We start from the raw sequence: 23,982 nt of genomic DNA, 5'->3' as shown, positions 1-23,982 counted from the left end.
CGGGGGCAGGCAAGTGAGCAGTCTGAAACGCAAGATTCGTAGCTCGGCAGCGGCGGGCGTGGCTTTCTGCCTCGCCTTTTCCGGTGTTCCGGTCCATGTCGCTCCGATCGACCTCGCCCCGGCGAAGGCCTTTGCGACCGACACCAGCGTCATCCGCATCGCCGACGGCGGCCCGGGTGTGCGCAAGCGGCTGCAGCTCGGCCTCAACAAGGCGCTCGTCGTCGATCTTCCGGCCGATGCCCACGACATTCTCGTCGCCGACCCCACCATGGCGGATGCCGTGACGCGCACCTCGCGCCGCATCTATCTCTTCGGCAAGACGGTCGGCCAGACGAACATCTTCGTCTTCGGGTCCCACGGCGAGGAGATCGTCAGCCTCGACGTGGAGATCGAGCGGGATATCTCCGGCCTGCAGCAGAACCTCCGCCGCTTCCTGCCGGAATCCGACATCAAGGTCGAGATCATCTCCGACAACATCGTGCTGTCCGGCACCGTCCGCACCCCGCAGGATTCGGCCCAGGCGGAAAGGCTCGCCAACGCCTTCCTGAAGGGCGGCGAGGCGACGACCCGCAACATCACCGTGCAGGGCAACAACGGCGACGGCGACATCTTTGCCGAAGACCGCCAGGTCTCGCAGATCGTCAATCTCCTGAAGATCGAGGGCGAGGACCAGGTCACGCTGAAGGTCACCGTGGCCGAAGTCAGCCGGCAGGTGCTGAAGCAGCTCGGCTTCAACGGTTCGGTGTCCGGCTCCGACGGATCGATCGCCTTCTCCAATCCGGCCAATTTGGGCAATGCCATCAATACGTTCGGGACGGGCACCCTGGCCGGTTCGATCGGCAATGTCGGCCTCGCCACCTACATGAACGCCATGGAGCAGGCGGGCGTCATGCGCACGCTCGCCGAGCCCAGCCTGACGGCCATCTCCGGCCAGCAGGCGAAGTTCTACGTCGGCGGCGAATATCGCCTGCCTGCCGAGCAGGAGGTGAGCTTCGACGAGGAAACGGGGCGTCCCGCCGTCACCCGCACGGTCAATTCAGTGGATTACGGCATCGAGCTCAACTTCAAGCCCGTCGTGCTGTCCCCGGGCCGGATCAGCCTGAATATCGAGACCAACGTTTCCGAGCCGACCTACGAGGGTTCGGTCACCACCGGCAACGGAAGCTCGCTGCAGATCCAGGGCAGCACCTACATGTCGATCCGCAAGCGCGAGGCCTCGACCACCGTCGAGCTGCCCTCCGGCGGCTCGATCGTCATCGCCGGCCTCGTGCAGGACAATATCCGCCAGGCCATGTCCGGCCTGCCGGGCCTTTCCAAGGTTCCGGTCCTCGGCACCCTGTTCCGCAGCAAGGACTTCATGCGCAACGAGACCGAGCTGGTCATCATCGCGACGCCATACCTCGTCCGCCCCGTCGCGCGCAGCGAAATCGCCCGGCCGGATGACAATTTCAACCCGGAAAACGACGCAGCCACCTTCTTCCTGAACCGCGTGAACAAGATCTACGGCCGCAAGGAGCCCGTCGCGGCGGGCCGGTATCACGGCGCGGTCGGCTTTATCTACAAGTGAGCGCTCTGGCCATGGAAACGCAGCAAATCTCCGCCGAAGGACAGGATGTCATGACCGGGAGCACGATCGGGTCCCGCCGCCGCAGGGTCGCCGCAGCCGCCGCGCTTGCGGCGTCCGCGATGCTTCTTTCGGCCTGCGGCAACAGCCAGCTCACCACCGGCTCCATCCCCGACGACTACCGCACCCGCCATCCGATCGTGCTGGCGGAGGGAGAATACACGCTCGATGTTCCGGTCGCGGCGGGCGATGTCCGCCTGACCTCCGGTATGAAGGATACGGTGCGCGGTTTCGCCCAGAATTTCCTGTCGTCGCCGGCCGGCGTGGTCCAGATCCAGGTGCCGCACGGTTCCTACAATGCCGGCGCGGCCCGGCATCTGGCGGGCGACATCCGCCGTACGCTCGCCGAGGCGGGCATCAAGCCGCACAAGATCATGATGACGAGCTATGCGGCCGCTCCCACCGGCGATGCTGCTCCCATCCGGCTTGCTTTCGTGACGACCAAGGCGATGACGGGCCAGTGCGGCGAATGGCCGGCGGACCTTTCGGACAACACCTTCGGCAACAGGAACTGGTACAATTTCGGCTGCGCCAGCCAGAACAACCTCGCAGCCCAGGTCGCCAACCCCACCGATCTCATCGCGCCGCGCGGCATGACGCCGATCGACGCCACCCAGCGCGCCAAGGTCATCAGCGACTATCGCACCGGCGGCAGCAGCAGCGACCAATAGGCAGAAGAGCGGAGAAGACGATGAGCGCGATCAACTACGAAATCCGCACTCCCCGCGAGGACGAACGGCTTGCCGAGGAAACCGATCGTCCGGGAGATTTCGACGCGTTGCGGCCGCTTCCCCGCATCTCGATCCACGCCTTTTGCGAAAGCGAGCCGATGCAGCGGACGATGGACCGCATGTCGCGCGACCGCCGCATGGCCAAGGTCAATCTGCGCGTGACGGTCGGCAGCACGGCCGCCGCCGCCAACATGTTCACGTCCGCGCCGACGCCCAACCTGATCATTCTGGAAACCGATGCGGAGCCGAAGCACCTGCTCGACGAGCTGAGCCCGCTCGCGGAAGTCTGCGATCCCTCGACGAAGGTCATCATCGTCGGCCGCTACAACGACATCGCGCTCTATCGGGAGCTGATCCGCAACGGCATTTCCGAATATCTCGTCGGCCCGGTGCAGATGCCCGACATGCTGGCTTCGATCGCCGCGATCTTCGTCGATCCGGAAGCCGAGCCGCTCGGCAAGTCGATCGCCTTCATCGGCGCCAAGGGCGGCGTCGGCTCGTCCACCATCGCGCACAACTGCGCCTTCGGCATTTCGAGCCTGTTCTCGACCGAGACCATTCTCGCCGATCTCGACCTTCCCTTCGGCACTGCCAATATCGATTTCGACCAGGACCCGGCACAGGGCATCGCCGAAGCGGTCTTCGCGCCCGAACGTCTCGACGAAGTCTTCCTCGACCGCCTGCTCACCAAATGCTCCGAGCATCTGTCGCTGCTCGCGGCACCCTCGCTGCTCGATCGCGCCTATGATTTCGAGCGCGGCGCCTTCACGCCGATCATCGAGCTCCTGCAGCGCAGCGCGCCTGTCGCGGTGCTCGACCTGCCGCACGGCTGGACGGAATGGACCCGGGCGGTGCTTGCGGAAGTCGACGAGGTGGTGATCTCGGCCGTTCCCGATCTTGCCAACCTCCGCAACACCAAGAACATGATCGACGCGCTGAAGAAGCTCCGGCCGAACGACCGGGCGCCGCATCTCATCCTCAATCAGGTCGGAATGCCGAAGCGCCCGGAAATCGCGCCGGCGGATTTCATCGAGCCTCTGGAGATCGAGCCGATCGCCATCCTGCCCTTCGACGTTCAGCTCTTCGGCAATGCCGCCAATAGCGGCCGCATGATTTCCGAGATCGATGCGAAGTCCCCTGCCGCCGAAACCTTCTCGCAGATCGCCCATGTCGTCACGGGCCGCGTGGCGGTGAAGAGGGCGAAGAAGGGCGGGCTCGGCAATATCTTCGGAATGCTGTCCCGCAAGAAAGCATAGCACCAGGAAACCGGTATGTTCGGAAAACGCGGAAACGAAGGATTTGGGAAAAGCACGGGCGGCCTCGCTCCGCCGCCGGCTGCCGCGCCCGTTCCGGCCGCACCCGTCGTGGCAAGGCCGCCGGCGCCGGAAATCCTCCCCGAGCCGGTGCGGGATCCGGTCCTCCAGCGCCAGCCTGTTTTGCCCCCGCCGCTTGCCGCCCAGCCGGCTGCCCGCAAGCGGCCGGCGCGCACCGAGCTCTATTACGATACCAAGAGCCAGGTTTTCTCCGCGCTCATCGACACGATCGATCTCTCCCAGCTCGCCAAGCTCGACGCCGAGAGCGCGCGCGAGGAAATCCGCGATATCGTCAACGACATCATCACCATCAAGAACTTCGCGATGTCGATCTCCGAGCAGGAGGAACTGCTCGAGGACATCTGCAACGACGTTCTGGGTTACGGTCCGCTGGAGCCGCTGCTTGCGCGCGACGACATCGCCGACATCATGGTCAACGGCTCCGGGCAGACCTTCATCGAAGTCGGCGGCAAGACGATCGAATCCGATATCCGCTTCCGCGACAATGCCCAGCTCCTGTCGATCTGCCAGCGTATCGTCAGCCAGGTCGGCCGCCGCGTCGACGAGAGCTCGCCGATCTGCGACGCGCGCCTGCCGGACGGCTCCCGCGTCAACGTCATCGCCCCGCCGCTCGCGATCGACGGACCGGCGCTCACCATCCGCAAGTTCAAGAAGGACAAGCTGAACCTCGACCAGCTCGTGAAGTTCGGGGCGATCACCCCGGAAGGTGCCGTCCTCCTGCAGATCATCGGCCGCGTCCGCTGCAACGTCGTCATCTCCGGCGGCACGGGCTCGGGCAAGACGACGCTGCTCAACTGCCTGACGCGCTATATCGATGCGGACGAACGCGTCATCACCTGCGAGGACACGGCCGAACTGCAGCTCCAGCAGCCGCATGTGGTGCGGCTCGAAACCCGCCCGCCGAACATCGAAGGCGAGGGCGAGATCACCATGCGCGATCTCGTCAAGAACTGCCTGCGCATGCGTCCGGAACGCATCATCGTCGGCGAGGTGCGCGGGCCGGAAGTCTTCGACCTCTTGCAGGCGATGAACACCGGCCACGACGGCTCGATGGGCACCATCCACGCCAACACCCCGCGCGAATGCCTGAGCCGCATGGAATCGATGATCGCCATGGGCGGCTATTCGCTGCCGGCCAGGACGGTGCGCGAGATCATCACCGGCTCGATCGACATCATCATCCAGGCGGCCCGGCTGCGCGACGGTTCGCGCCGCATCACCCACATCACCGAGGTGATCGGCATGGAAGGCGACGTGATCGTCACCCAGGACCTGATGCGCTACGAAATCGAGGGCGAGGATGCGGCCGGCCGCCTGATCGGACGGCATATGTCGACGGGCATCGTCAAGCCGCATTTCTGGGATCGCGCCCGCTACTACAGCGAGGAGAGGCGTCTGGCGGCGGCGCTCGATGCGATGGAACGGACGAAGGACTGAGGAGAACGCTCCATGTTCGGGCTGGATATCACTGTCGTGGCGATCGTCGCCCTGGTGGCAGTCGCCGCGGCGGCGGTCTGCTACGGCCTGTTGTTCTCCCGCATGGAGGTGGAAAAGAAGACCGACACCCGGCTCAGCCGGGTGAAGGCCGCCGAGACCGATCTCGCCAAGGTCAAGGCCGCCCGCGACCGCGTGCAGGAACTCTCCAAGCGCCGCAAATCCGTGCAGGATTCGCTGAAGGACCTTGAGAAGAAGCAGGAAGAGAAGAACAAGAAGATGGGCGACGGCAGCTTGAAGTCCAAGCTCGCCCAGACGGGACTGTCCCTCTCGATCGGCCGCTTCTATCTGTTCAGTGCTCTTTTCGGCGTCTTCATCTTCCTCGTCGCGCTGATTGCCGGCCTGCCGCTGCTTGCCGCCGCCGGCGCTGCTTTCGCCTGCGCCCTCGGCCTTCCGCGCTGGGTGATCGGCTATCTGGTCAAGCGTCGCCAGAGCAAGTTCCTCGAGGAGTTCCCGAATGCGCTCGACGTGATGGTGCGCTCGATCAAGTCCGGCCTGCCGCTCAACGACGCCCTGCGCCTGATCGCCTCCGACGGTCAGGAGCCGGTGAAGGGCGAATTCCGCCGTGTCGTGGAATCCCAGCAGGTGGGGTTGAGCATTCCCGAGGCCTGCACGCGCATGATGACGACCATGCCGCTGCCGGAGGTGAATTTCTTTTCGATCGTCATCACCATTCAGAGCCAGGCGGGCGGCAATCTGTCGGAAGCGATCGGCAACCTTTCGAAGGTGCTGCGGGACCGCAAGAAGATGAAAGCCAAGGTAAGCGCCCTTTCCATGGAGGCGAAGGCCTCTGCCGTCATCATCGGCGCTCTGCCCTTCATCGTGTCGTTGCTCGTCTATCTCACCTCGCCGGGATATATCTCGATCCTCTTCACCGATCCGCGCGGCCATCTGATCCTTTTGGCTTCCGGCGTCTGGATGTCGATCGGCATCTTCGTCATGCGCAACATGATCAATTTCGACATCTGAGGAGAGGGTCATGAAGGAAATTGCCGCTGCGCTCACCGATCCGGCCACGCTCATGGCCTTCCTCGTGGCGGTGGCGGTCTTCGCGACCCTCTACACGCTGGCGAGCCCGTTCCTCGAAAAGGGCAATCTCGACAAGCGCATGAAGGCCGTTTCCACGGAGCGCGAACAGATCCGCGCCCGCGAACGTGCCCGCATGAATGCCGAACAGTCGAAGACGTCGCTGCGCGCCCAGAACAACCAGTCGGTCCGCCAGATCGTCGAGCGGTTCAACCTGCGCAAGGCGCTGGTGGACGACAAGACCGTCAACAAGCTGCGGGCGGCCGGGCTGCGGTCGCAGAACGCCCTCAACATCTTCCTGCTGGCGCGCTTCCTGCTGCCCTTCGTCTTCCTGGCGGTCGCGATCGTCTGGATCTTCGTGCTCGGCAATCTCGCGTCCCGGCCGTTTCCGGTCCGCATGCTGGCGGCGATCGTCGCCGCCTATATCGGCTTCTACGCGCCGAACATCTATGTCACGAATCTGATGAACAAGCGCCAGGCCTCCATCAAGCGGGCCTGGCCGGATGCGCTCGACCTGATGCTGATCTGCGTGGAATCGGGGATCTCCATCGAGGCGGCCATGCGCCGCGTCGCCGAGGAAATGGCGCATCAGTCGCCGCCGCTCGCTGAGGAAATGGTGCTGACGACGGCGGAGCTCTCCTTCCTGCAGGATCGCCGCACGGCGCTCGAAAACCTCGGGATCCGCACGCAGCTCGACGGCGTGAAGGCCGTCACCCAGGCGCTCATCCAGGCCGAACGCTACGGCACGCCGATCGCCCAGGCGCTGCGCGTGCTGGCGCAGGAGGGGCGCGACGAGCGGATGAACGAGGCGGAAAAGAAGGCCGCCGCGCTGCCGCCGAAGCTCACCGTTCCGATGATCCTGTTCTTCCTGCCGGTGCTGATCGCCGTCATCCTCGGCCCCGCCGGCATCCAGGTTGCCGACAAATTCTAAAGCGGGTCGCGGTTTGCGATAACGGCGCGCGTGGAAAAAATCAGCTCGGCAGCCCGAAGACCTTTTCCAGCCCTTCCCAGGTCTCGTCCATCGCATAGGCGCGCAGGAACGGCAGCCCGACATGCCCGTAGATCAGCGAAAGCTGCAGCTCGGCCATCTCTTCGCCCACATTGGCGATCTGCTGCAGGTAGATGACCGAAGCAAGGCCGGTGCGGTCCGCCCCCGCCAGGCAATGGATGAGGATCGGCTTCGGCGCGTCGCGGAGGATGGCGATCAGCCGCTCGCTTTCCTCGTTGGTGAGTTCGCGCCCCGCCGACATGCGGAAGTCGATATGCCGCACGTCGAGCCGCCGGGTCACCGCCACCTCGTCCTTGTACCAGGTGCGCTGGCTTTCGCCGCGCAGGTTGATGACGGTCTTGATGCCGTATCGCGTCAGATAATCCGCAAGGGCGCCCGGCGAGGGCTGCGCCGACCGGTAGAGTTGGCCGGGCAGGACCTCATGGAAATTCCCCGTGAGCTGCAGAACGCCGAGATAGACCCCGATCGAAAGCAGGGAAGCGCCGACCGCGATTCCCGACCGCTTCAAGAATTTGCGCATGAAATCACCGTCCGGTTTGTTCCCCAAGCGGATCCTACGCAATTGCGGCAATTTTAGAATGGTTCTTGATCGCCGGTTTTCTTTTCCGGCCGTGCCGCCGGAAGGGCTCGGTGAACCGATCCTGAACCGCGATTTCAGGCCGCATTCAGGGGTAGCCCCGCATGCTTCCCGTCATGGCGCTTACCGGGCGGCGGGCCGGAGCGCTGGATGAATTCGGAGGATATCACGATGCTGGCAAGGCTTTGCATAAACCTCATCCTGATCGGTGGCATCATCACCGTGGCCACGCGCCTGTTGTAGGCAATCTTTTGCCACGAATTCCACCGCAAGGAAGGCCGGCGATCTCTCCGGCTCAGCTTGATGACAAACCTCGTGTCTCGGCGTCATCCTCGGCCTTGTGCCGAGGATCTATAAACGTCAATGGTTTGCAGATGCTCGGGACAGGCCCGAGCATGACGAAAGAGAAGTTCTCGCCTTTGTCAGCAGTCTGAGCCGGCGATCTCGCCGGCTTTTCATCCCTGTAAACCGGTCAGTTGGTGCCGGCCGGTTTTGCCTTGCCGTCCTTGTCGGCGAGCTTGGCCCAGGAATTCTGCTGCGAAAGCATCGAGCGGAGATAGGTGACGTTCGCGTCCGCCTGCTGCTGGGAAAGCTCCCGGCGGGCGATCTCTTCGGCTTCCGCGAAACGGCCCTGCAGGCCGACGACGAGGGCGAGGTTCTGGCGCACCCGGCTGTCGGCGCCGGGCTGGCCGGCGGCATTGCGCATATAGGTTTCCGCCGTCCTGAGATCGCCGGAGAGCACGTAGGACATGCCGAGATTGGAGATGACCGTCGGTTCGTTCGGCTGCGCGTCGAGCGCCAGGCGGTATTTCCGGCGGGCTTCCTCAGAGCGGCCGAGCTGGTCGAGCACGGCGCCTTCCGCCGAATAGAGCCGCCAGTCGGGACGGTCCGGCGTCTGCGCGCGGTTGATCGTCGCGAGCGCCTGTTCGAGCTGGCCCGCGGCGGCCTGCGCCTTGCCGTAGGCGGCGAGCACCTCCCGATCCGTCGGATGGGCGATCGCCACCTGCTGCATCACCGCAAGCGCCTGGCCGTTCTTGCCCGTCATGCCGAGCACGGTCGCATATTGCAGGCCGGTATTCCGGTCTTTCGGGTTGCGCGCATAGGCGGCGCCGATCGATCTTTCCGCATTGGAGAGCTCGGTCGCGTTCATCGTTTCGAGCGATGCGGCGGACACCCTTGTCGGAATGGAACCGGTCGTCTGCACGTCCCGCTTCGTGGCGCAGCCCGCTGCCGAGAGCATCAGGAGCGCGATCGCGGCGGTCCGGGCGAGGGTAGTCTTGCGGAACGTCAGGGCTGCGGAAGCGGGCATGGTGCGGTCTCGTTCGGTCCGATGCCGCGGTCCCGGTCGGGCGGCGGCATATAGCGCATTTCCACTCCAGCAATAAACTGTTAACCCTAACGGACCGTTAAGACGAACGATTCCAAAAGCTTCCGAAGGCCGCCCATGACCGTTTATCGATATATCGACCGTCCCTCCCCCTTCAGCGCGGAAGGGGCGGCGGCGAAGCCGATCCATGCCGTGACCCCCGCCGATCTGGAGGCGGGAAAATTCGATGCCGCGGCACTTGCCTGGGCGAAGGCAGCCGGGTTCAAGGCGGAAGCAGGCGCCGTGCTCCTCGTGCCGGATGGGAAGGGTGATATCGGCAGCGCCTTCTTCGGCCTCGGCAACGATCCTTCGGAGGCGCCGTTCATCACCGGCAGGCTTTCGAAACTGCTGCCGCCCGGCGACTGGCGGGTCGAAACGCCGGCTCTCTCTCCCGAGCAGCTTGCGCTTGGTTACGGTCTCGGTACTTACGGCTTCAACCGCTACAAGTCCGACAAGCCGAAGGACGTCCGGCTTTCCATCCCGGCTTCGGTCGATGCCGCCGATATCGAGCGCCAGCTTGCGGGCGTCTTCCTGGCGCGCGACCTCGTCAACGTGCCCACCAACGAGATGGGACCGGTCGAACTGGAAGCCGCCTTCCGGGCGCTCGGCGAGCACTATGGCGCGACCGTCACCTCCGTCGTCGGCGAGGACCTGCTGGCGCAGAATTTCCCGCTCGTCCACACTGTCGGCCGGGCGAGCGTCTCGCCGCCGAGGCTGCTCGAACTGCGCTGGGGCAAGAAGGGTCATCCGCGCGTGACGCTGGTCGGCAAGGGCGTCTGCTTCGACACCGGCGGCCTCGACATCAAGGGCGCCGCCAACATGGCATTGATGAAGAAGGACATGGGCGGCGCGGCAAACGTCATGGGTCTGGCGCTGATGATCATGGACGCCGGCCTGAAGGTCGATCTGCAGGTGCTCGTGCCGGCGGTCGAGAATTCCATCTCCGGCAATGCCTTCCGCCCCGGCGATATCTATAAAAGCCGCAAGGGCGTCACGGTGCAGATCGACAACACGGATGCGGAAGGCCGCCTCATCCTGGCGGACGCGCTCGCCTATGCGGACGAGACCCCGCCGGACCTGATGGTCGACATGTCGACGCTGACGGGCGCTGCTCGCGTGGCACTCGGCACCGAACTCGCCCCCTATTTCACCGATGACGAGGCGCTTGCGTCAAAGCTCATGGAGGCGGGCCGTGCGGAGGCCGATCCCATGTGGCGCCTGCCCCTCTGGATGGGCTATGACAAGGACATCCGCTCCCGCGCCGCCGATATCACCAACGCGCCGTCCGGCGGCATGGCCGGCGCCATCACCGCGGCGCTTTTCCTCAAGCGTTTCGTCACCGCAACGAAGAGCTGGGTGCATTTCGACATCTATGCCTGGGTGCTGGCCGAAAAGCCGCATGCGCCGGTCGGCGGCGAAGCCTTCGCCATCCGCGCGCTCTACAAGGTGATCCGCGACATGACGGCGAAATAAACCGGCTCCGAAACGAACGGGTAAGACCTTCGCCTTAAAATCCGCGGGATTTTGGTCGGGAGGCATGATGCCGGTTGAACTGACGGCGACGGAAGCGCTGGGGCTCTGGCACAGGGTTTCGCTGGAGCAGGTGCGGCATGACGGACGCGATCTGACATTGCGCCAGATGTCTATCCTGCTGCATATATATCTCGTGCCGCCGCCGCATACGGTCAGGGGGCTCGCCGCGACCCTCGGCGTCACCAAGCCGGTCATCACCCGGGCGCTGGACACGATGGGCGAGATGGGGCTGGTGGAGCGTGAGCGCGACGAACGCGACCGCCGCAATGTGGTGATCAAGCGCACGGTCGCCGGCGCGCTTTTTCTCGAAAAGCTGGGCGACCTGATCATCCGCGAAGGCCGCAGGCCGGCACCGTGACTTGAGACTTAGAACATGACCAAAATGCTTGATAGACGCCTGCATGCCTTCCGCTCCGATCTCGCCGACGAGGCCCTGAGGGGCAGCGTCGAAGCCGAAAACTTTGTCCGCGGCGAACCGGCCCGGATCGCGGTCCCGGTGGCGCAGCTTCGTCCGGCGCCGGACTTGTCGCGCGGCATCGATACGGAGCTTCTTCTTGGCGAGACGGTGCGTGTCTTCGACCGTGCCGCCGGCTTTGCCTGGGTGCAGGCGGATCAGGACGGCTATGTCGGCTATCTGCCGGAAACGGTGCTCGGCGCGCCGGAAGAGCCGACGCACCGGATTTCCGTGCCGCGCACCTTCGTCTATCCCGGACCGGAACTCCGCAAGCCGCCGGTCGCGTCACTGTCTATGGGCAGCCGCATCACCGTCGCGGGCGAGGCGGAAACCCGCGGCACCCGCTATTTCGTGCTGCCGGATGGCGGGGCGGTGATCGCCGGCCATTGCATGCCCGTCTCCGAGACCATGGGCGAAGATTACGTCGCCGTGGCGGAGAAGTTCATCGAGACGCCCTATCTCTGGGGCGGCCGCTCCGGCTTCGGCCTCGATTGCTCCGCCCTTGTCCAGCTTTCCCTGATGATGGTCGGCAAATCCGCGCCGCGCGATTCCGACATGCAGGCTTCGTTCGGCTTTGCCATCGCCCGCGAGGAACTTCGTCGCGGCGACCTCGTTTTCTGGAAAGGCCATGTGGGAATCATGGAGAGTGAGGAGACGCTTCTTCATGCCAATGGCCACACGATGAGCGTCGCGCGTGAGGATTTCGAGGCGGCGGTGAAGCGCATCGGCTGGCTCTACCAACAGCCGACAGGCTATCGCCGTTTGGGATAAGTCATGATGATCACGCAAACGTGGGCTGCGGCCCATGGCATCGAATGCCCGTCGTCCATATTTTGGATTCGTCCGCAGACGTCGCGGGCGAGGAGTCGATCGATGCTCAAGGGTGCATGGATATTGCCGGCCGTGATGCTCGTGGCGTTGGTCATCGCCGCGCTTTTCCCCATGGACGTATTCGCGGCCGAGCGGGATGAGTTCCGCAGGACGCAGCCCACCTATTTCAAGAATCTGCCGGGCGTCGTGCCGGAACAGGAACGGGTCCAGAAGGACGCCTATCGCTGTTCCAGCGACATCGAATATGTCTACCGCCATCGCGGCAGATACGACATCCTCTACGGCGACAGCATGCCGACCCGCATCTATCGCTGCGAGACCGACAGCGGCGTGACCTATACCGGCACCCAGATGCCGAACACCCAATGGGTGCCGGGTCTGAATCCGCATCATCTGCCGAAGTAGCGGCAATCTTTTTTCAAGGACGGCGCGGCGGAAGACCGTATCTTGCGATCTTGCGCAGGTGCGGCCGCAGCCATTGACGGCCTGCGTCTTCCGCCCCACAACTTCCTGATGGAGATCTGGTGCACCGGGAGGAGACGAGGTGTTCCACGCAAGCATGAATTTTGCGCTCGGCGAGGAGGTCGAGGCCGTGCGCGACACCGTCCACCGTTTCGCGCAGGAAAAGCTGGCGCCGCGGGCGGACGAAATCGACCGCAGCAACGAATTTCCTCGTGACCTCTGGCCGGAGCTCGGCGCGCTCGGCCTGCTCGGCATCACGGCCGATCCGGATTTCGGCGGCTCGGGGCTCGGCTATCTCGCCCATGTGGTGACGGTGGAGGAATTGGCCCGCGCTTCGGCTTCGACCTCGCTCAGCTACGGCGCCCATTCCAACCTCTGCGTCAACCAGATCAACCGCAACGGCAATGCCGACCAGAAGGCGCGCTACCTGCCGAAGCTCTGCTCGGGAGAGCATGTCGGCGCGCTCGCCATGTCGGAACCGGGCGCGGGGTCCGACGTGGTCTCGATGAAGCTCCGGGCCGAAAGACGCGGCGACCGCTACGTGCTGAACGGCAGCAAGATGTGGATCACCAACGGTCCGGATGCGGACGTGCTGGTGGTCTATGCCAAGACCGATCCGGCCGCCGGCCCGAGGGGCATCACGGTCTTCCTCATCGAAAAAGGGTTCAAGGGCTTCTCGACCGCCCAGAAGCTCGACAAGCTCGGCATGCGCGGCTCCAACACCTGCGAACTGGTCTTCCGGGATTGCGAAGTGCCGGCCGAAAACGTCATGGGCACCGAAGGCGGCGGCGTGCGCGTGCTGATGTCGGGGCTCGACTACGAACGGGTCGTGCTCTCGGCGATCGGCATCGGCATCATGCATGCCTGCCTCGACGTGGTCATGCCCTACGTTCACGAGCGAAAGCAGTTCGGCCAGCCGATCGGCGAGTTCCAGCTCATCCAGGCGAAGGTCGCCGACATGTACACGGCGATGAATTCCGCCCGCGCCTATGTCTATGCGGTGGCTTCCGCCTGCGACCGCGGTGAGGTGACGCGGCAGGACGCCGCCGCCTGCTGCCTCTATGCCTCCGAGCAGGCGACCCAGCAGGCGCTGCAGGCGATCCAAATCCTCGGCGGCAACGGCTATATCAACGACAATCCGACGGGCCGGCTGCTGCGCGATGCCAAGCTGATGGAGATCGGTGCCGGCACGTCGGAGATCCGCCGCATGCTGATCGGCCGCGAACTCTTCCGGGAAACCGCCTGATGGCCGTTCTCCGCTCGCAGATCAATCTGAGGAGTGAGGAGGCCGAAGCCAATCGCGCGGCCATGCAGGCGAAGCTTGCCGAGGTGGAGGCCGCAGTGGCGCTCTCCGAAGCCGGTGGCGGGGAGGAGGCGAGGGCGCGGCATGTGAAGCGCGGCAAGCTTCTGCCGCGCGAGCGCATCGCCCGGCTTCTGGATCACGGCTCGCCTTTCCTCGAAGTGGGAGCCACCGCCGCGCACGGGCTTTACGGCGGCGCGAGCCCGTCCGCGGGCATCGTCACGGGCATTGGCCGCATCGAGGGCCGCGAGGTGATGATCGTCGCCAACGACGCCACCGTGAAGGGCGGCACCTATTACCCGATGACGGTGAAGAAGCATCTGCGCGCCCAGGAGATCGCCGAGGAGAACCGGCTGCCCTGCGTCTATCTGGTCGATTCCGGCGGCGCGAACCTGCCGAACCAGGACGAGGTCTTTCCGGATCGCGATCACTTCGGACGCATCTTCTACAATCAGGCGCGGATGTCGGCCAGGGGCATCGCCCAGATCGCGGCCGTCATGGGCTCCTGCACCGCCGGCGGCGCCTATGTGCCGGCCATGTCGGACGAGGCGATCATCGTGAAGGATCAGGGCACGATCTTCCTCGCCGGCCCGCCGCTCGTGAAGGCCGCGACGGGCGAGGAGGTGAGCGCCGAGGATCTGGGAGGCGGCGATGTCCACACGAGGCTTTCCGGCGTTGCCGATCACCTCGCCCGCGACGATGCGCATGCGCTGGCCCTGGTCCGCCGCGCGGTTGCCGGGCTCAACACGCGCAAGCCGGAAACGGTCGTGCTGGAAAAGCCGGAAGACCCGCTCTACGATCCGGAAGAGATCGCCGCGATCGTCCCCGCGTCGTTGTCGACGCCCTACGACATCCGCGAGGTGATCGCCCGCGTGGTCGACGGCTCGCGTTTCGACGAGTTCAAGGCGCGTTTCGGCACGACGCTCGTCTGCGGTTTCGCGCATGTCTTCGGCATTCCCGTCGGCATCGTCGCCAATAACGGCGTGCTGTTTTCCGAAAGCGCGCAGAAGGGCGCGCATTTCATCGAGCTCTGCTCGCAACGAAAAATCCCGCTGGTTTTCCTGCAGAACATCACCGGTTTCATGGTCGGCCGGCGTTACGAGGCGGAAGGCATCGCCAAGCACGGGGCCAAGCTGGTGACGGCGGTCGCCACGACCTCCGTGCCCAAGGTGACGATCCTCGTCGGCGGCTCCTTCGGCGCCGGCAATTACGGCATGGCGGGCCGGGCCTATTCGCCGCGTTTCCTCTGGACCTGGCCGAACAGCCGCATTTCGGTGATGGGCGGCCCGCAGGCAGCCGGCGTGCTGGCGACGGTGCGGCGCGAGGCGGTCGAGCGCGGCGGCAAGACGTGGAGCGCTGCGGAGGAGGCGGCCTTCAAGCAGCCGGTGCTCGACCGGTTCGAGGAGCAGAGCCATCCGCTTTACGCTTCCGCGCGGCTCTGGGACGACGGCATCATCCACCCGGCAAAGACGCGCCAGGTTCTGGGCTTGAGCCTTTCCGCCGCACTCAATGCGCCGATCGAGGAAACGCGCTTCGGCGTGTTCCGGATGTGAGGGAGCATGACGAGCACCTCTGAAGACCCCCTCTGGCCTGCCGGCCATCTCCCCCACAAGGGAGGAGAAGACTCGCGGCACCGTCCCGGCAACCGTCGGCGACGAACGTGGCAGGTTAAGCCCCTCCCCCCTGTGGGGAGGGGTTGGGGAGGGGACTTTCAGTTCACATGTGCAGGGATCGCCCCATGCTGAAAAAGGTCCTCATCGCCAATCGCGGCGAGATCGCCTGCCGCATCATCCGCACCTGTCATCGGCTGGGCGTCGCGACGGTCGCCGTCCATTCCGATGCCGACCGTGATGCGCTGCATGTCTCGCTTGCCGGCGAGGCGGTGCATATCGGCCCGTCGCCGGCGGCCGAAAGCTATCTGCGCGGCGATGCCGTCATCGATGCGGCGCTGAGAACCGGCGCCGATGCCGTCCATCCCGGCTACGGCTTTCTCTCGGAAAACCCGGATTTCGCCGAAGCGGTCGCGGCCGCCGGCCTCCGCTTCATCGGGCCGCCGCCTGCCGCCATCCGCGCCATGGGCTTGAAGGACGCCGCCAAGGCGCTGATGGAAAAGGCCGGCGTGCCGGTCGTGCCCGGCTATCACGGGGCCGAACAGGATCCGGATTTCCTGCTGGCCGAAGCCGCCCGCATCGGCTTTCCGGTTCTCGTCAAGGCACGCGCCGGCGGCGGCGGCAAGGGCATGCGGCGGGTGGAGAACGCAAACGGCTTCAAGGAGGCGCTGGCCTCCGCCCAACGCGAGGCGCAAGCCGCCTTCGGCGACGCCGCCTGCCTGATCGAGAAGTACATCGCCCATCCGCGACATATCGAAATCCAGGTGTTTGGCGACGACCACGGCAATGTCGTGCATCTCTTCGAGCGCGACTGCTCCCTCCAGCGCCGCCACCAGAAGGTCGTCGAGGAGGCTCCCGCCCCCGGCATGCCGGAGGAGATGCGCCGCGCCATGGGCGAGGCGGCGGTGAAGGCCGCCGAGGCGATCGGTTATTCCGGCGCCGGAACGATCGAGTTCATCGCCGATGCCTCCGAAGGGCTGACGCCGGACCGCTTCTGGTTCATGGAAATGAACACGCGCCTGCAGGTCGAGCACCCGGTGACGGAAGCGATCACCGGCGTCGATCTGGTGGAATGGCAGCTGCGGGTGGCGTCCGGCGAGCCGCTGCCGAAGCGGCAGGAGGAGCTCTCGATCGACGGCTGGGCCTTCGAGGCGCGGCTCTATGCCGAGGATGCCGAGCGCGGTTTCCTGCCCGCCACCGGCACGCTCACGCATCTCGATCTGCCCGAGACGTCGGCCCGCGTCGATAGCGGCGTTCGGAGCGGCGACCGTATCTCGCCCTTCTACGATCCGATGCTCGCCAAGATCGTCACGCACGGCCCTGATCGCGCGGCCGCCTTGTCCCGTCTCTCCGAAGCGCTGGCCGAGGTCCGCGCGACCGGCGTCGCGACCAATGCGACATTCCTTCGCCGGCTAACGGGCCAGTCCGATTTTGTCGAAGGCAGGCCGGATACGGGGCTGATCGATCGCCATCTTGCCGAGCTGACGATGGTGCATGCGGCTCCTTCCGAGATTGCCGCCCTGGCCGCTCTCCTCCTTTCCGGCGCTTTGGAGCCGCAGGCGGCGAACGATCCCTGGGCAAGCTTGTCCGGCTTCCGATTGTGGTCGGAAGCCTCCGATTTCGTCGATCTGGAGCATCGCGGGCAGCATCTGCCGGTTTCGTTCACCGCAAGGGGCGGGGGCGTCTATCGGGCAGAACTCGGCGACAAAAGCCTCGAGTTTCGCCTGTCCCGCTCCGGCGATGCCTATCTGTTGGAGGCCGACGGCCGCCGGCACAGGGCCTACGCGGTCCGTGGCGAGCGGGACGTGACGATCTTCCGCGAGGGCGAAAGCTGGCATTTCGGCGTCTTCGACCCTCTTGCCGGCGACGAGGAGGCGGCAGGCGGCGGCGACCGGCTCGTCGCACCCATGCCGGGCCTCGTGAAACTGCTGCGCGCCGCACCGGGCGCCGCCGTGGCGAAGGGCGAGATGCTGGCGGTGATGGAGGCGATGAAAATGGAGCTGACGCTTTCCGCCCCGCGTGACGGCAAGATCGCCGATGTGCTCGTCGCGGAGGGCGAGCAGGTGCTGGAAGGCGCGGTGCTTCTGCTGTTGGAACCGCTCCCGGAGGCGGAACATGGCTGAATTCGTCCGCAGCCCGGGAGGAGCGCGCCGATGAGCGGCTACACGATGCTGACGCTGGAGACGGATGCCCGGGGTGTCGCAAGGCTGGCGCTCGACCGGCCGGAAAAGCACAATGCCATGAATGCCGGGATGATCGGCGAACTGGCGGATGCGGCGGCGAAGCTCGCAGCGGACGAGGCGGTGCGGGTCGTGGTGCTTGCCGCTTCCGGCCCGGCCTTCTGCGCCGGGGCCGATCTTTCCTGGATGCGGGATCAGGCGGGCAAGGACCGGCAGGGCAAGATCGAGGGCGCGACGGAGCTGGCAATGATGCTGAAGGCGCTGGACGGCCTGCCGAAGCCGCTGATCGGCCGGGTTCAGGGCAATGCCTTCGGCGGCGGCATCGGCCTCATGGCGGTCTGCGATATCGTCGTTGCGGCGGAGAAAGCGGAGTTCGCGCTCACCGAAACGCGGCTCGGGCTCATTCCGGCGACGATCGGCCCCTATGTCGTCCGCCGCATCGGCGAGGGGCATGCCCGCCGGCTCTTCCTCAATGCCCGCCGCTTCGATGCGGCGGCGGCCAGCAGGATCGGCCTCGTCTCCGTGGTCCGCCCGGCCGGTGAACTCGATGCGGCCGTGGAGGAGGAGGTTTCGGCCTTCCTCGATTGCGCGCCCGGCGCCGTGGCCGGCGCCAAGAGCCTGGTGCAGGACCTTGCCCGCGGGACGGCCGGGGATCCGATCGCCCATAGCATCGGCCTGCTCGCCGACCGGTGGGAAAGCGCCGAAGGCCGCGCCGGCATCGAGGCCTTCCTGAGCCGCCGGCCGATGCCCTGGGCGCCGAAGTGAGCTGTCGTCGTCGCGCGATTCCATTGAACGGTACCCTCCCTTGCCCTCGGTCTGCGTTTCATCCATCGGTGCCGGTGGATGCCTGCCACCACACCCCCCTCTGCCCTGCCGGGCATCTCCCCCACAAGGGGGGAGATCGGATGGGGGCGCCGGCTTCCCTAAACGACAAGCGCCGCTATTCGGCATACCGCATATGAGGAACCGAGCAGGTTCGGCTTGCGCCTTCTTCTCCCCAGCAGGGAGAAGTGCCGAGCAAAGCGAGGCGATGAGGGGGTGCACACGCGGCAGGCGCGGCACCGGATGGTGGCTTCGCCCCCCTCATCCGCCCTGCCGGGCACCTTCTCCCCGCTGGGGAGAAGGGAGGGAGCCCTGCCGGCCCTCGAAGAGGAGATGGCGGGCGGGACAGGGGAGGGCGGGCGCGGCGGCGCATGCGGTGCCGCCGGTCCGGAATTTGCTAAAACAGCCTTGCAAGAGGCAACTTTAGGTGTCCACTATGGTTACAATGGCCAGTGCCATGATGGCCACAGGCAGCAGGTGACAGGGTGAGCCGGTACAAGATGATGGTCGTAGGTGACAAGGATTTGCTCCCGCCCGGCACCCGCCACGCCTGGCAGCACGCGGGTGTCGAGCTTGCGGGGCCAATGCCGCCTGCCGATTTCGACATCCGTCTTCTCAGCGGGATGCACGGCGTCCTGATCGACGCCGCCTGTGATGCGCAGTTCATGTTCGACGCTTCGGAAATGCTGGAGGCCGCTTCCATTCCCTTCTTGTTCGTCGTCCCCGAGCAGCAGATCGTGGCGCGGCGGAATCCGCATGTGCTCGGCACCCGGATGGAAGACATCCAGGCGATCGTCCAGGAACTGCTGCGGCAATACGGCAGCGGCGTCAGGCATTAGGAGCGGCCGGGCCTTCCATTCGACCGCAGGTCGGCGGCGAATATGTCGTGCATCGACCTGAACAGGCAAAGCCTGACGGCGTCTTCTCCTGCGGCCACGGGAAGCTCGCGCTTCGCTCTCGCGATCGTCTTTCTGGCAAGGGCGGCCGCCTCTTTCTCGGATGAGAAAAAGCGACGAGCCATGCGGTGGACATCCGGGCCGAGTGCTTCGATCCGGGGATCGATATCTCCATGCCTGTTTCGGCTCGGCGGATTGGCGGTGACGCTCATCGGAAGCTCCATCCTACCAACCGACAATGTCACAGTCCGTTACATCGTTCCGGTACGCTGGCGTACGAACACCCCGTCTGGTCCCCCGCCCCGCTGGGACATGACCAAAAGCCCCTCTTCTGTACGGTACCGTACAATCATTGCTATTTGCGATGAGGGGAATATGCTCTCTGCGTCTCATGCAGATTGACCCGGGCGCGAAGGGCCGAAGCACCATGTGCTCCGCCCGAACCAGGAGGGAAGCACGTATGACCGCCCCTCCGCAATCTTCGATGCAGAACAAGCTTTTGGCGCTGCTTCCGGCAACGGATTACGGCCAGATCGCGCCCGATCTCGACCTCATTCCCCTGCCGAAGGGAACGCTGCTCGGCCGGGCAGGCAAACCGATCAAATACGCGTATTTTCTAGCGTCCGGACTTGGCTCCATCGTGGTGACCACACCCGAGGGCCACAGCGCGGAGGCCGGGATATTCGGATTCGACGGCTATGTGCCGACTTCCGTCGTGACGGGACTGGAGGTCAGTATCCATGACGTCGGAATGCAGCTCGACGGCGAAGGCTACCGGATAAGCTACGATGCCTTCCGGGGCTGGATGGACAGCAACAGAAGTTTTTCCAAGGTGATGATCCGCGCTGCCGAAGCCTTTGCGGTGCAACTGGCCTTCACGGCGCTCTCCAATGCCGTTCACGATGTCAACGAACGCCTTGCCCGCTGGCTGCTGATGTGTCACGACCGGGTCTCGGGCAATGAAATCGCTCTGACCCACGATTTCATTTCATTGATGCTGGCGGTCCGGCGGCCAAGCGTCACGACGTCCCTGCACGTGCTCGAAGGCAACGGCTTCATCCGTTCCGAAAGAGGAAGCATCATGATCCGGAACCGTCCGGCCCTTGAGGAGTTTGCACGAGATGCCTACGGAAGACCGGAAGAGGAATACCGGCGTCTCATGAAGGATCTTTTCTAGGGCGCTATTCTATTCTTCGAAATGGAGTGTCACGCACAGACAGGAGGACAGGCGGAGTTCGAAGATGACACGGTACTTCTTCCAGATCCGCCGTGGTGGCGTAACCATCACCGACGAAGAAGGCGACGAGTTCGACAGCATTGACGAAGCCCACGCCAATGCCATCGGAGCCGTGCGGGAATTGTTGGCGGCACGCATCAAGAACGGCGCGATGATCCTGGACGAACATATGGAAATACGCGACGAAACCGGCGCGCTCGTTATCGCCGTTTCATTCCATGACGTCATCAAAAGGCATCTCGGGCGCTGAGACGGGCCAGAATTCGCCGATGAGACGCCGGTATTCCTCTTCCGGCTCTCCGTAGGCATGGCCCGCGAATTCCTGCATTCCTTTTCGGTCCCGGATGGTGATGCGGCCGCGCTCCGCCCGGATGAGCTTCTTTCCTTCCAGGACATGCAAGGCGGTGGTGACGCTGGGCCGCCGGACCCCGAGCATCAGCGAAATGAAGTCGTGGGTAAGATTGATCTCGTCGCCATCGACGCGGTCGTGGCCCATCAGCAGCCAGCGCGCCAGGCGTTCGTCCACCTGATAGGCGATGTTGCAGAGGGCGGTATAGGAAATCTGCGAGGAAAAGGCCTGGATGAACCTGGCGAGCAGATTGGCGAAAACCGGGTTCTGCGCCAGCGTTTCCGCAACCTTCCCGATCGGCATCCGGTAGCCGTTTCCCGCAACCTGCATCAGCACCTCGTGGATGCTGATCGTTCCTCCGACGCCCGCCGGAGTCGGCGAAAACCCTTCGCGGCCGAACATGCCGGCTTCGGCCTGCTGACCATCCGCAGAAACGGTCACCACCGATCCGATGCCGCTCTCCAGGAAATAGACATAGTCGATCGGCCTGCCCGCTTCGACGATGACGAAGCCTCGGGCAAGATCGACCGGCTCCAATACGTTTCTCACGCTGCGGAACTCGTTTTCGGGCAGCAGGGCCAGAAGCCGATTCCGGATTTCGTTCTGTTCTGCGACGGACATGGTTCTCGCTGACGTGGGCGAAAGTGCCAGAACTTCCGGCCGCCATGCCCCTGAATTCCAAGCGGGCGGTTGCCGATTCTATAGCATCCTGTGGTTCGGGGTGATTTTGGGTACGCTGGCAGACGCTGGGCCCGCTGTCCCTCCGAAAGGATTAGTCTGCAGGCTCTTCAATTCGGAGGGGCAGGGAATGGAAACTTCAAGAGACCAGACGGTCCTGGTTCTGGAAGACGAGGCGCTGATTGCCATCTATCTCGAAGAGCTGCTCGCCCAGGCCGGTTTCGACAGTATCAGCACCTATTCGTCCTGTGTCGCCGCAACCGAATGGCTTCAGCAGCACACGCCGGAGCTTGCCGTCATGGAGACCCGGCTGAGGGACGGCGCCTGCGATGAGATTGCCGCCATCCTTGCCAAACGCGGCGTGCCCTACATCGTGCATTCGGTGGAGAGGGATATCGGCGGGCGCCATCCGCAGATGGACAGCAAGTGCAAGTGGGTCGACAAGCCCTGCAACCCGGACGAATTCATCCGGGCGGTGAAGGAATGCGTGCCCGATCACGGGCGGCATATGCTCTGATCGGCTGCGTTTGGGGGCGAAAGCGGAAGACGGCGGCAAGCTGCCGTCCGCGTCTCACTCGTCGTTCATCTTGAGCGCCGCGATGAACGCTTCCTGCGGGATCTCGACCTTGCCGAACTGCCGCATGCGCTTCTTGCCTTCCTTCTGCTTTTCCAGGAGCTTGCGCTTGCGGGTGGCGTCGCCGCCGTAGCATTTCGCGGTCACGTCCTTGCGCAGCGCCCGGACCGTCTCGCGGGCGATCACCTTGCCGCCGATCGCCGCCTGGATCGGGATCTGGAACATGTGCGGCGGGATGAGCTCCTTCAGCTTCTCCACCATGCCGCGGCCGCGCCGGTCGGCCGCGGAGCGGTGGACGAGCATGGAGAGCGCATCGACCGGATCGCCGTTGACGAGGATCGACATCTTCACGAGGTCGCCCGGCCGGTAGTCCATGATGTTGTAGTCGAAGGAGGCATAGCCCTTCGAGATCGATTTCAGCCGGTCGTAGAAGTCGAAGACCACTTCGTTGAGCGGCAGCTCGTAGGTGATCATCGCGCGGCTGCCCACATAGGTGAGCTCGGTCTGGATGCCGCGCCGGTCCTGGCAGAGCTTCAGGATGCCGCCGAGATATTCATCCGGCGTCATGATCGTCGCCTTGATCCACGGCTCGCGGATCTCGTCGATCTTGACGACGTCGGGCATGTCGGTCGGGTTGTGCAGTTCCATCTCGGTGCCGTCCGTCAGCGTCATCTGGTAGACGACGGAGGGTGCGGTGGCGACGAGATCAAGGTTGAACTCGCGCTCCAGGCGCTCCTGGATGATTTCGAGATGCAGCAGGCCGAGGAAGCCGCAGCGGAAGCCGAAGCCGAGGGCGGCGGAACTCTCCATCTCGAAGGAGAAGGAGGCGTCGTTGAGGCGGAGCTTGCCCATCGCGGCGCGCAGGTCCTCGAAATCGGCGGCGTCGACCGGGAAGAGGCCGCAGAAGACCACCGGCTGGGCCGGCTTGAAACCCGGCAGGGCCTGGGCGGTCGGACGCTTGTCGTCGGTGATCGTGTCGCCGACGCGAGTATCGGCGACTTCCTTGATCGAGGCGGTGATGAAGCCGATCTCGCCAGGGCCGAGACTGTCGACATTGACCATTTTCGGGGTCAGCACGCCGACGCGCTCGACCGAGTATTTGGCGCCGGTGCCCATCATGCGGATCTGCTGGCCCTTGGCGATGACGCCGTCGATGACGCGCACCAGGACCATGACGCCGAGATAGGTGTCGTACCAGCTGTCGACCAGCAGCGCCTTGAGGGGCGCGGTCTCGCCGCCGGGGCTCTTCGGCGGCGGCAGCTTGTGGACGATCGCTTCCAGCACGTCCGGGATGCCGAGGCCGGTCTTGGCCGAGATCAGCACCGCGTCGGAGGCGTCGATGCCGATCACTTCCTCGATCTGTTCCTTGATGCGGTCGGGTTCTGCGGCCGGCAGGTCGATCTTGTTGAGGACGGTGACGAGCTCGTGGTTGTTGTCGATCGCCTGGTAGACGTTGGCGAGCGTCTGGGCTTCCACGCCCTGGGAAGCATCGACGACGAGGAGCGAGCCCTCGCAGGCCGAGAGCGAGCGCGAGACCTCGTAGGCGAAGTCCACGTGGCCGGGCGTGTCGATGAGGTTCAGGATATAGGTCTCGCCGTTCTGCGCCTTGTAGTGAAGGCGCACCGTCTGGGCCTTGATGGTGATGCCGCGCTCGCGCTCGATATCCATCGAATCCAGCACCTGTTCCGACATCTCGCGCTCGGCGAGGCCCCCGGTCGACTGGATCAGCCGGTCGGCCAGCGTCGACTTGCCGTGGTCGATATGCGCCACGATCGAGAAGTTGCGGATGTGGTCGAGGGGCGTGCGGGCGGAATTGGTGCTCATGGCTCGCGCATATAGCAGCGCGAATCCCTGCCGCAAAGCGGAAAGATAACCTTTCATTGAGGATAAGGCCC

General features: G+C 64.7%; 22 protein-coding genes. 18 read left to right on the top strand and 4 right to left on the bottom strand.

Annotated elements, in window-relative coordinates; all coding sequences use genetic code 11:
* Window positions 1-13 precede the first annotated feature (13 nt).
* From QTA58_RS06915 to QTA58_RS06890, 6 genes are read left to right on the top strand one after another with little or no spacing between them, the layout of a single operon-like run.
* Window positions 14-1,567: a type II and III secretion system protein family protein gene (locus tag QTA58_RS06915; protein WP_289672203.1), complete on the top strand. Its 1,554-nt coding sequence runs from the start codon at window positions 14-16 to the stop codon at window positions 1,565-1,567.
* 50 nt (window positions 1,568-1,617) lie between these two features.
* Window positions 1,618-2,295 carry a CpaD family pilus assembly protein gene (locus QTA58_RS06910; RefSeq protein ID WP_289672202.1) on the top strand — a complete coding sequence of 226 codons (678 nt, stop codon included), beginning with the start codon at window positions 1,618-1,620 and terminating at the stop codon, window positions 2,293-2,295.
* 20 nt (window positions 2,296-2,315) lie between these two features.
* Window positions 2,316-3,611 carry a CpaE family protein gene (locus QTA58_RS06905; RefSeq protein ID WP_085421994.1) on the top strand — a complete coding sequence of 432 codons (1,296 nt, stop codon included), beginning with the start codon at window positions 2,316-2,318 and terminating at the stop codon, window positions 3,609-3,611.
* Window positions 3,612-3,626: 15 nt separating this feature from the next.
* Window positions 3,627-5,126, top strand: a complete 1,500-nt coding sequence (locus tag QTA58_RS06900; protein WP_289672201.1) for a CpaF family protein — start codon at window positions 3,627-3,629, stop codon at window positions 5,124-5,126.
* A gap of 12 nt (window positions 5,127-5,138) precedes the next feature.
* Complete coding sequence (locus QTA58_RS06895; RefSeq protein WP_085421996.1) at window positions 5,139-6,152, top strand: type II secretion system F family protein; 1,014 nt, start codon at window positions 5,139-5,141, stop codon at window positions 6,150-6,152.
* Window positions 6,153-6,162: 10 nt separating this feature from the next.
* Window positions 6,163-7,140 carry a type II secretion system F family protein gene (locus QTA58_RS06890; RefSeq protein ID WP_289672200.1) on the top strand — a complete coding sequence of 326 codons (978 nt, stop codon included), beginning with the start codon at window positions 6,163-6,165 and terminating at the stop codon, window positions 7,138-7,140.
* A 40-nt stretch (window positions 7,141-7,180) separates the two neighbouring features.
* On the opposite strand, the gene QTA58_RS06885 is transcribed toward QTA58_RS06890, so the two are convergent.
* Window positions 7,181-7,738, bottom strand: a complete 558-nt coding sequence (locus QTA58_RS06885) for a dual specificity protein phosphatase family protein (RefSeq protein ID WP_289672199.1) — start codon at window positions 7,736-7,738, stop codon at window positions 7,181-7,183.
* Between the two features lie 529 nt (window positions 7,739-8,267).
* Window positions 8,268-9,104, bottom strand: a complete 837-nt coding sequence (locus tag QTA58_RS06880; RefSeq protein WP_289672198.1) for a tetratricopeptide repeat protein — start codon at window positions 9,102-9,104, stop codon at window positions 8,268-8,270.
* A 135-nt stretch (window positions 9,105-9,239) separates the two neighbouring features.
* Here QTA58_RS06880 and QTA58_RS06875 point away from each other — a divergent pair, with 135 nt between their 5' ends.
* The 11 genes from QTA58_RS06875 (at window position 9,240) to QTA58_RS06825 (ending at window position 20,736) form a co-directional block, all read left to right on the top strand.
* Window positions 9,240-10,634, top strand: a complete 1,395-nt coding sequence (locus QTA58_RS06875; protein WP_289672197.1) for a leucyl aminopeptidase family protein — start codon at window positions 9,240-9,242, stop codon at window positions 10,632-10,634.
* A 67-nt stretch (window positions 10,635-10,701) separates the two neighbouring features.
* Complete coding sequence (locus QTA58_RS06870) at window positions 10,702-11,052, top strand: MarR family winged helix-turn-helix transcriptional regulator (protein WP_085423331.1); 351 nt, start codon at window positions 10,702-10,704, stop codon at window positions 11,050-11,052.
* 15 nt (window positions 11,053-11,067) lie between these two features.
* Window positions 11,068-11,919, top strand: a complete 852-nt coding sequence (locus tag QTA58_RS06865) for an NlpC/P60 family protein (protein ID WP_289672196.1) — start codon at window positions 11,068-11,070, stop codon at window positions 11,917-11,919.
* A 102-nt stretch (window positions 11,920-12,021) separates the two neighbouring features.
* Window positions 12,022-12,384 (top strand): hypothetical protein, encoded by a 363-nt coding sequence (locus tag QTA58_RS06860; RefSeq protein ID WP_289672195.1) that lies wholly within the window; start codon window positions 12,022-12,024, stop codon window positions 12,382-12,384.
* A gap of 154 nt (window positions 12,385-12,538) precedes the next feature.
* The gene (locus QTA58_RS06855; protein WP_289673044.1) at window positions 12,539-13,687 is read left to right on the top strand and encodes an isovaleryl-CoA dehydrogenase; all 1,149 of its coding nucleotides are present in this window, start codon (window positions 12,539-12,541) and stop codon (window positions 13,685-13,687) included.
* Window positions 13,687-15,294 carry a carboxyl transferase domain-containing protein gene (locus tag QTA58_RS06850; protein ID WP_289672194.1) on the top strand — a complete coding sequence of 536 codons (1,608 nt, stop codon included), beginning with the start codon at window positions 13,687-13,689 and terminating at the stop codon, window positions 15,292-15,294. The genes QTA58_RS06855 and QTA58_RS06850 overlap by 1 nt, the downstream gene beginning before the upstream one ends.
* A 185-nt stretch (window positions 15,295-15,479) precedes the next feature.
* On the top strand, window positions 15,480-17,474 hold the full coding sequence (locus tag QTA58_RS06845; RefSeq protein ID WP_289672193.1) for an acetyl/propionyl/methylcrotonyl-CoA carboxylase subunit alpha: 1,995 nt from the start codon (window positions 15,480-15,482) through the stop codon (window positions 17,472-17,474).
* Window positions 17,475-17,504: 30 nt separating this feature from the next.
* A complete protein-coding gene (locus QTA58_RS06840; RefSeq protein WP_289672192.1) occupies window positions 17,505-18,296 on the top strand; it encodes a crotonase/enoyl-CoA hydratase family protein in 792 nt (263 codons plus the stop codon).
* Between the two features lie 557 nt (window positions 18,297-18,853).
* The gene (locus QTA58_RS06835) at window positions 18,854-19,192 is read left to right on the top strand and encodes a hypothetical protein (protein WP_289672191.1); all 339 of its coding nucleotides are present in this window, start codon (window positions 18,854-18,856) and stop codon (window positions 19,190-19,192) included.
* 517 nt (window positions 19,193-19,709) lie between these two features.
* Entirely contained in the window at window positions 19,710-20,426 is a 717-nt protein-coding gene (locus QTA58_RS06830) for a Crp/Fnr family transcriptional regulator (protein WP_289672190.1), read from the top strand.
* A gap of 64 nt (window positions 20,427-20,490) precedes the next feature.
* Window positions 20,491-20,736, top strand: coding sequence for a hypothetical protein (locus QTA58_RS06825; RefSeq protein ID WP_289672189.1), 246 nt, complete (start codon window positions 20,491-20,493; stop codon window positions 20,734-20,736).
* Here QTA58_RS06825 and QTA58_RS06820 read toward each other — a convergent pair.
* Window positions 20,698-21,456, bottom strand: coding sequence for a Crp/Fnr family transcriptional regulator (locus QTA58_RS06820; protein WP_289672188.1), 759 nt, complete (start codon window positions 21,454-21,456; stop codon window positions 20,698-20,700). The genes QTA58_RS06825 and QTA58_RS06820 overlap by 39 nt on opposite strands.
* A gap of 187 nt (window positions 21,457-21,643) precedes the next feature.
* Between QTA58_RS06820 and QTA58_RS06815 the strand changes: the two genes are divergently transcribed.
* Window positions 21,644-22,030 (top strand): response regulator, encoded by a 387-nt coding sequence (locus QTA58_RS06815; RefSeq protein WP_159457636.1) that lies wholly within the window; start codon window positions 21,644-21,646, stop codon window positions 22,028-22,030.
* A 54-nt stretch (window positions 22,031-22,084) separates the two neighbouring features.
* Here the strand turns inward: QTA58_RS06815 and lepA are convergent, their stop codons facing one another.
* Entirely contained in the window at window positions 22,085-23,911 is a 1,827-nt protein-coding gene (lepA, locus tag QTA58_RS06810) for a translation elongation factor 4 (protein ID WP_289672187.1), read from the bottom strand.
* Between the last annotated feature and the right edge of the window lie 71 nt (window positions 23,912-23,982).

Origin of the sequence: Neorhizobium sp. CSC1952 (assembly GCF_030378245.1) — a bacterium.
Classification (GTDB): domain Bacteria; phylum Pseudomonadota; class Alphaproteobacteria; order Rhizobiales; family Rhizobiaceae; genus Neorhizobium; species Neorhizobium oryzae_A.
This window is presented reverse-complemented; position numbering and strand designations above follow the sequence as displayed.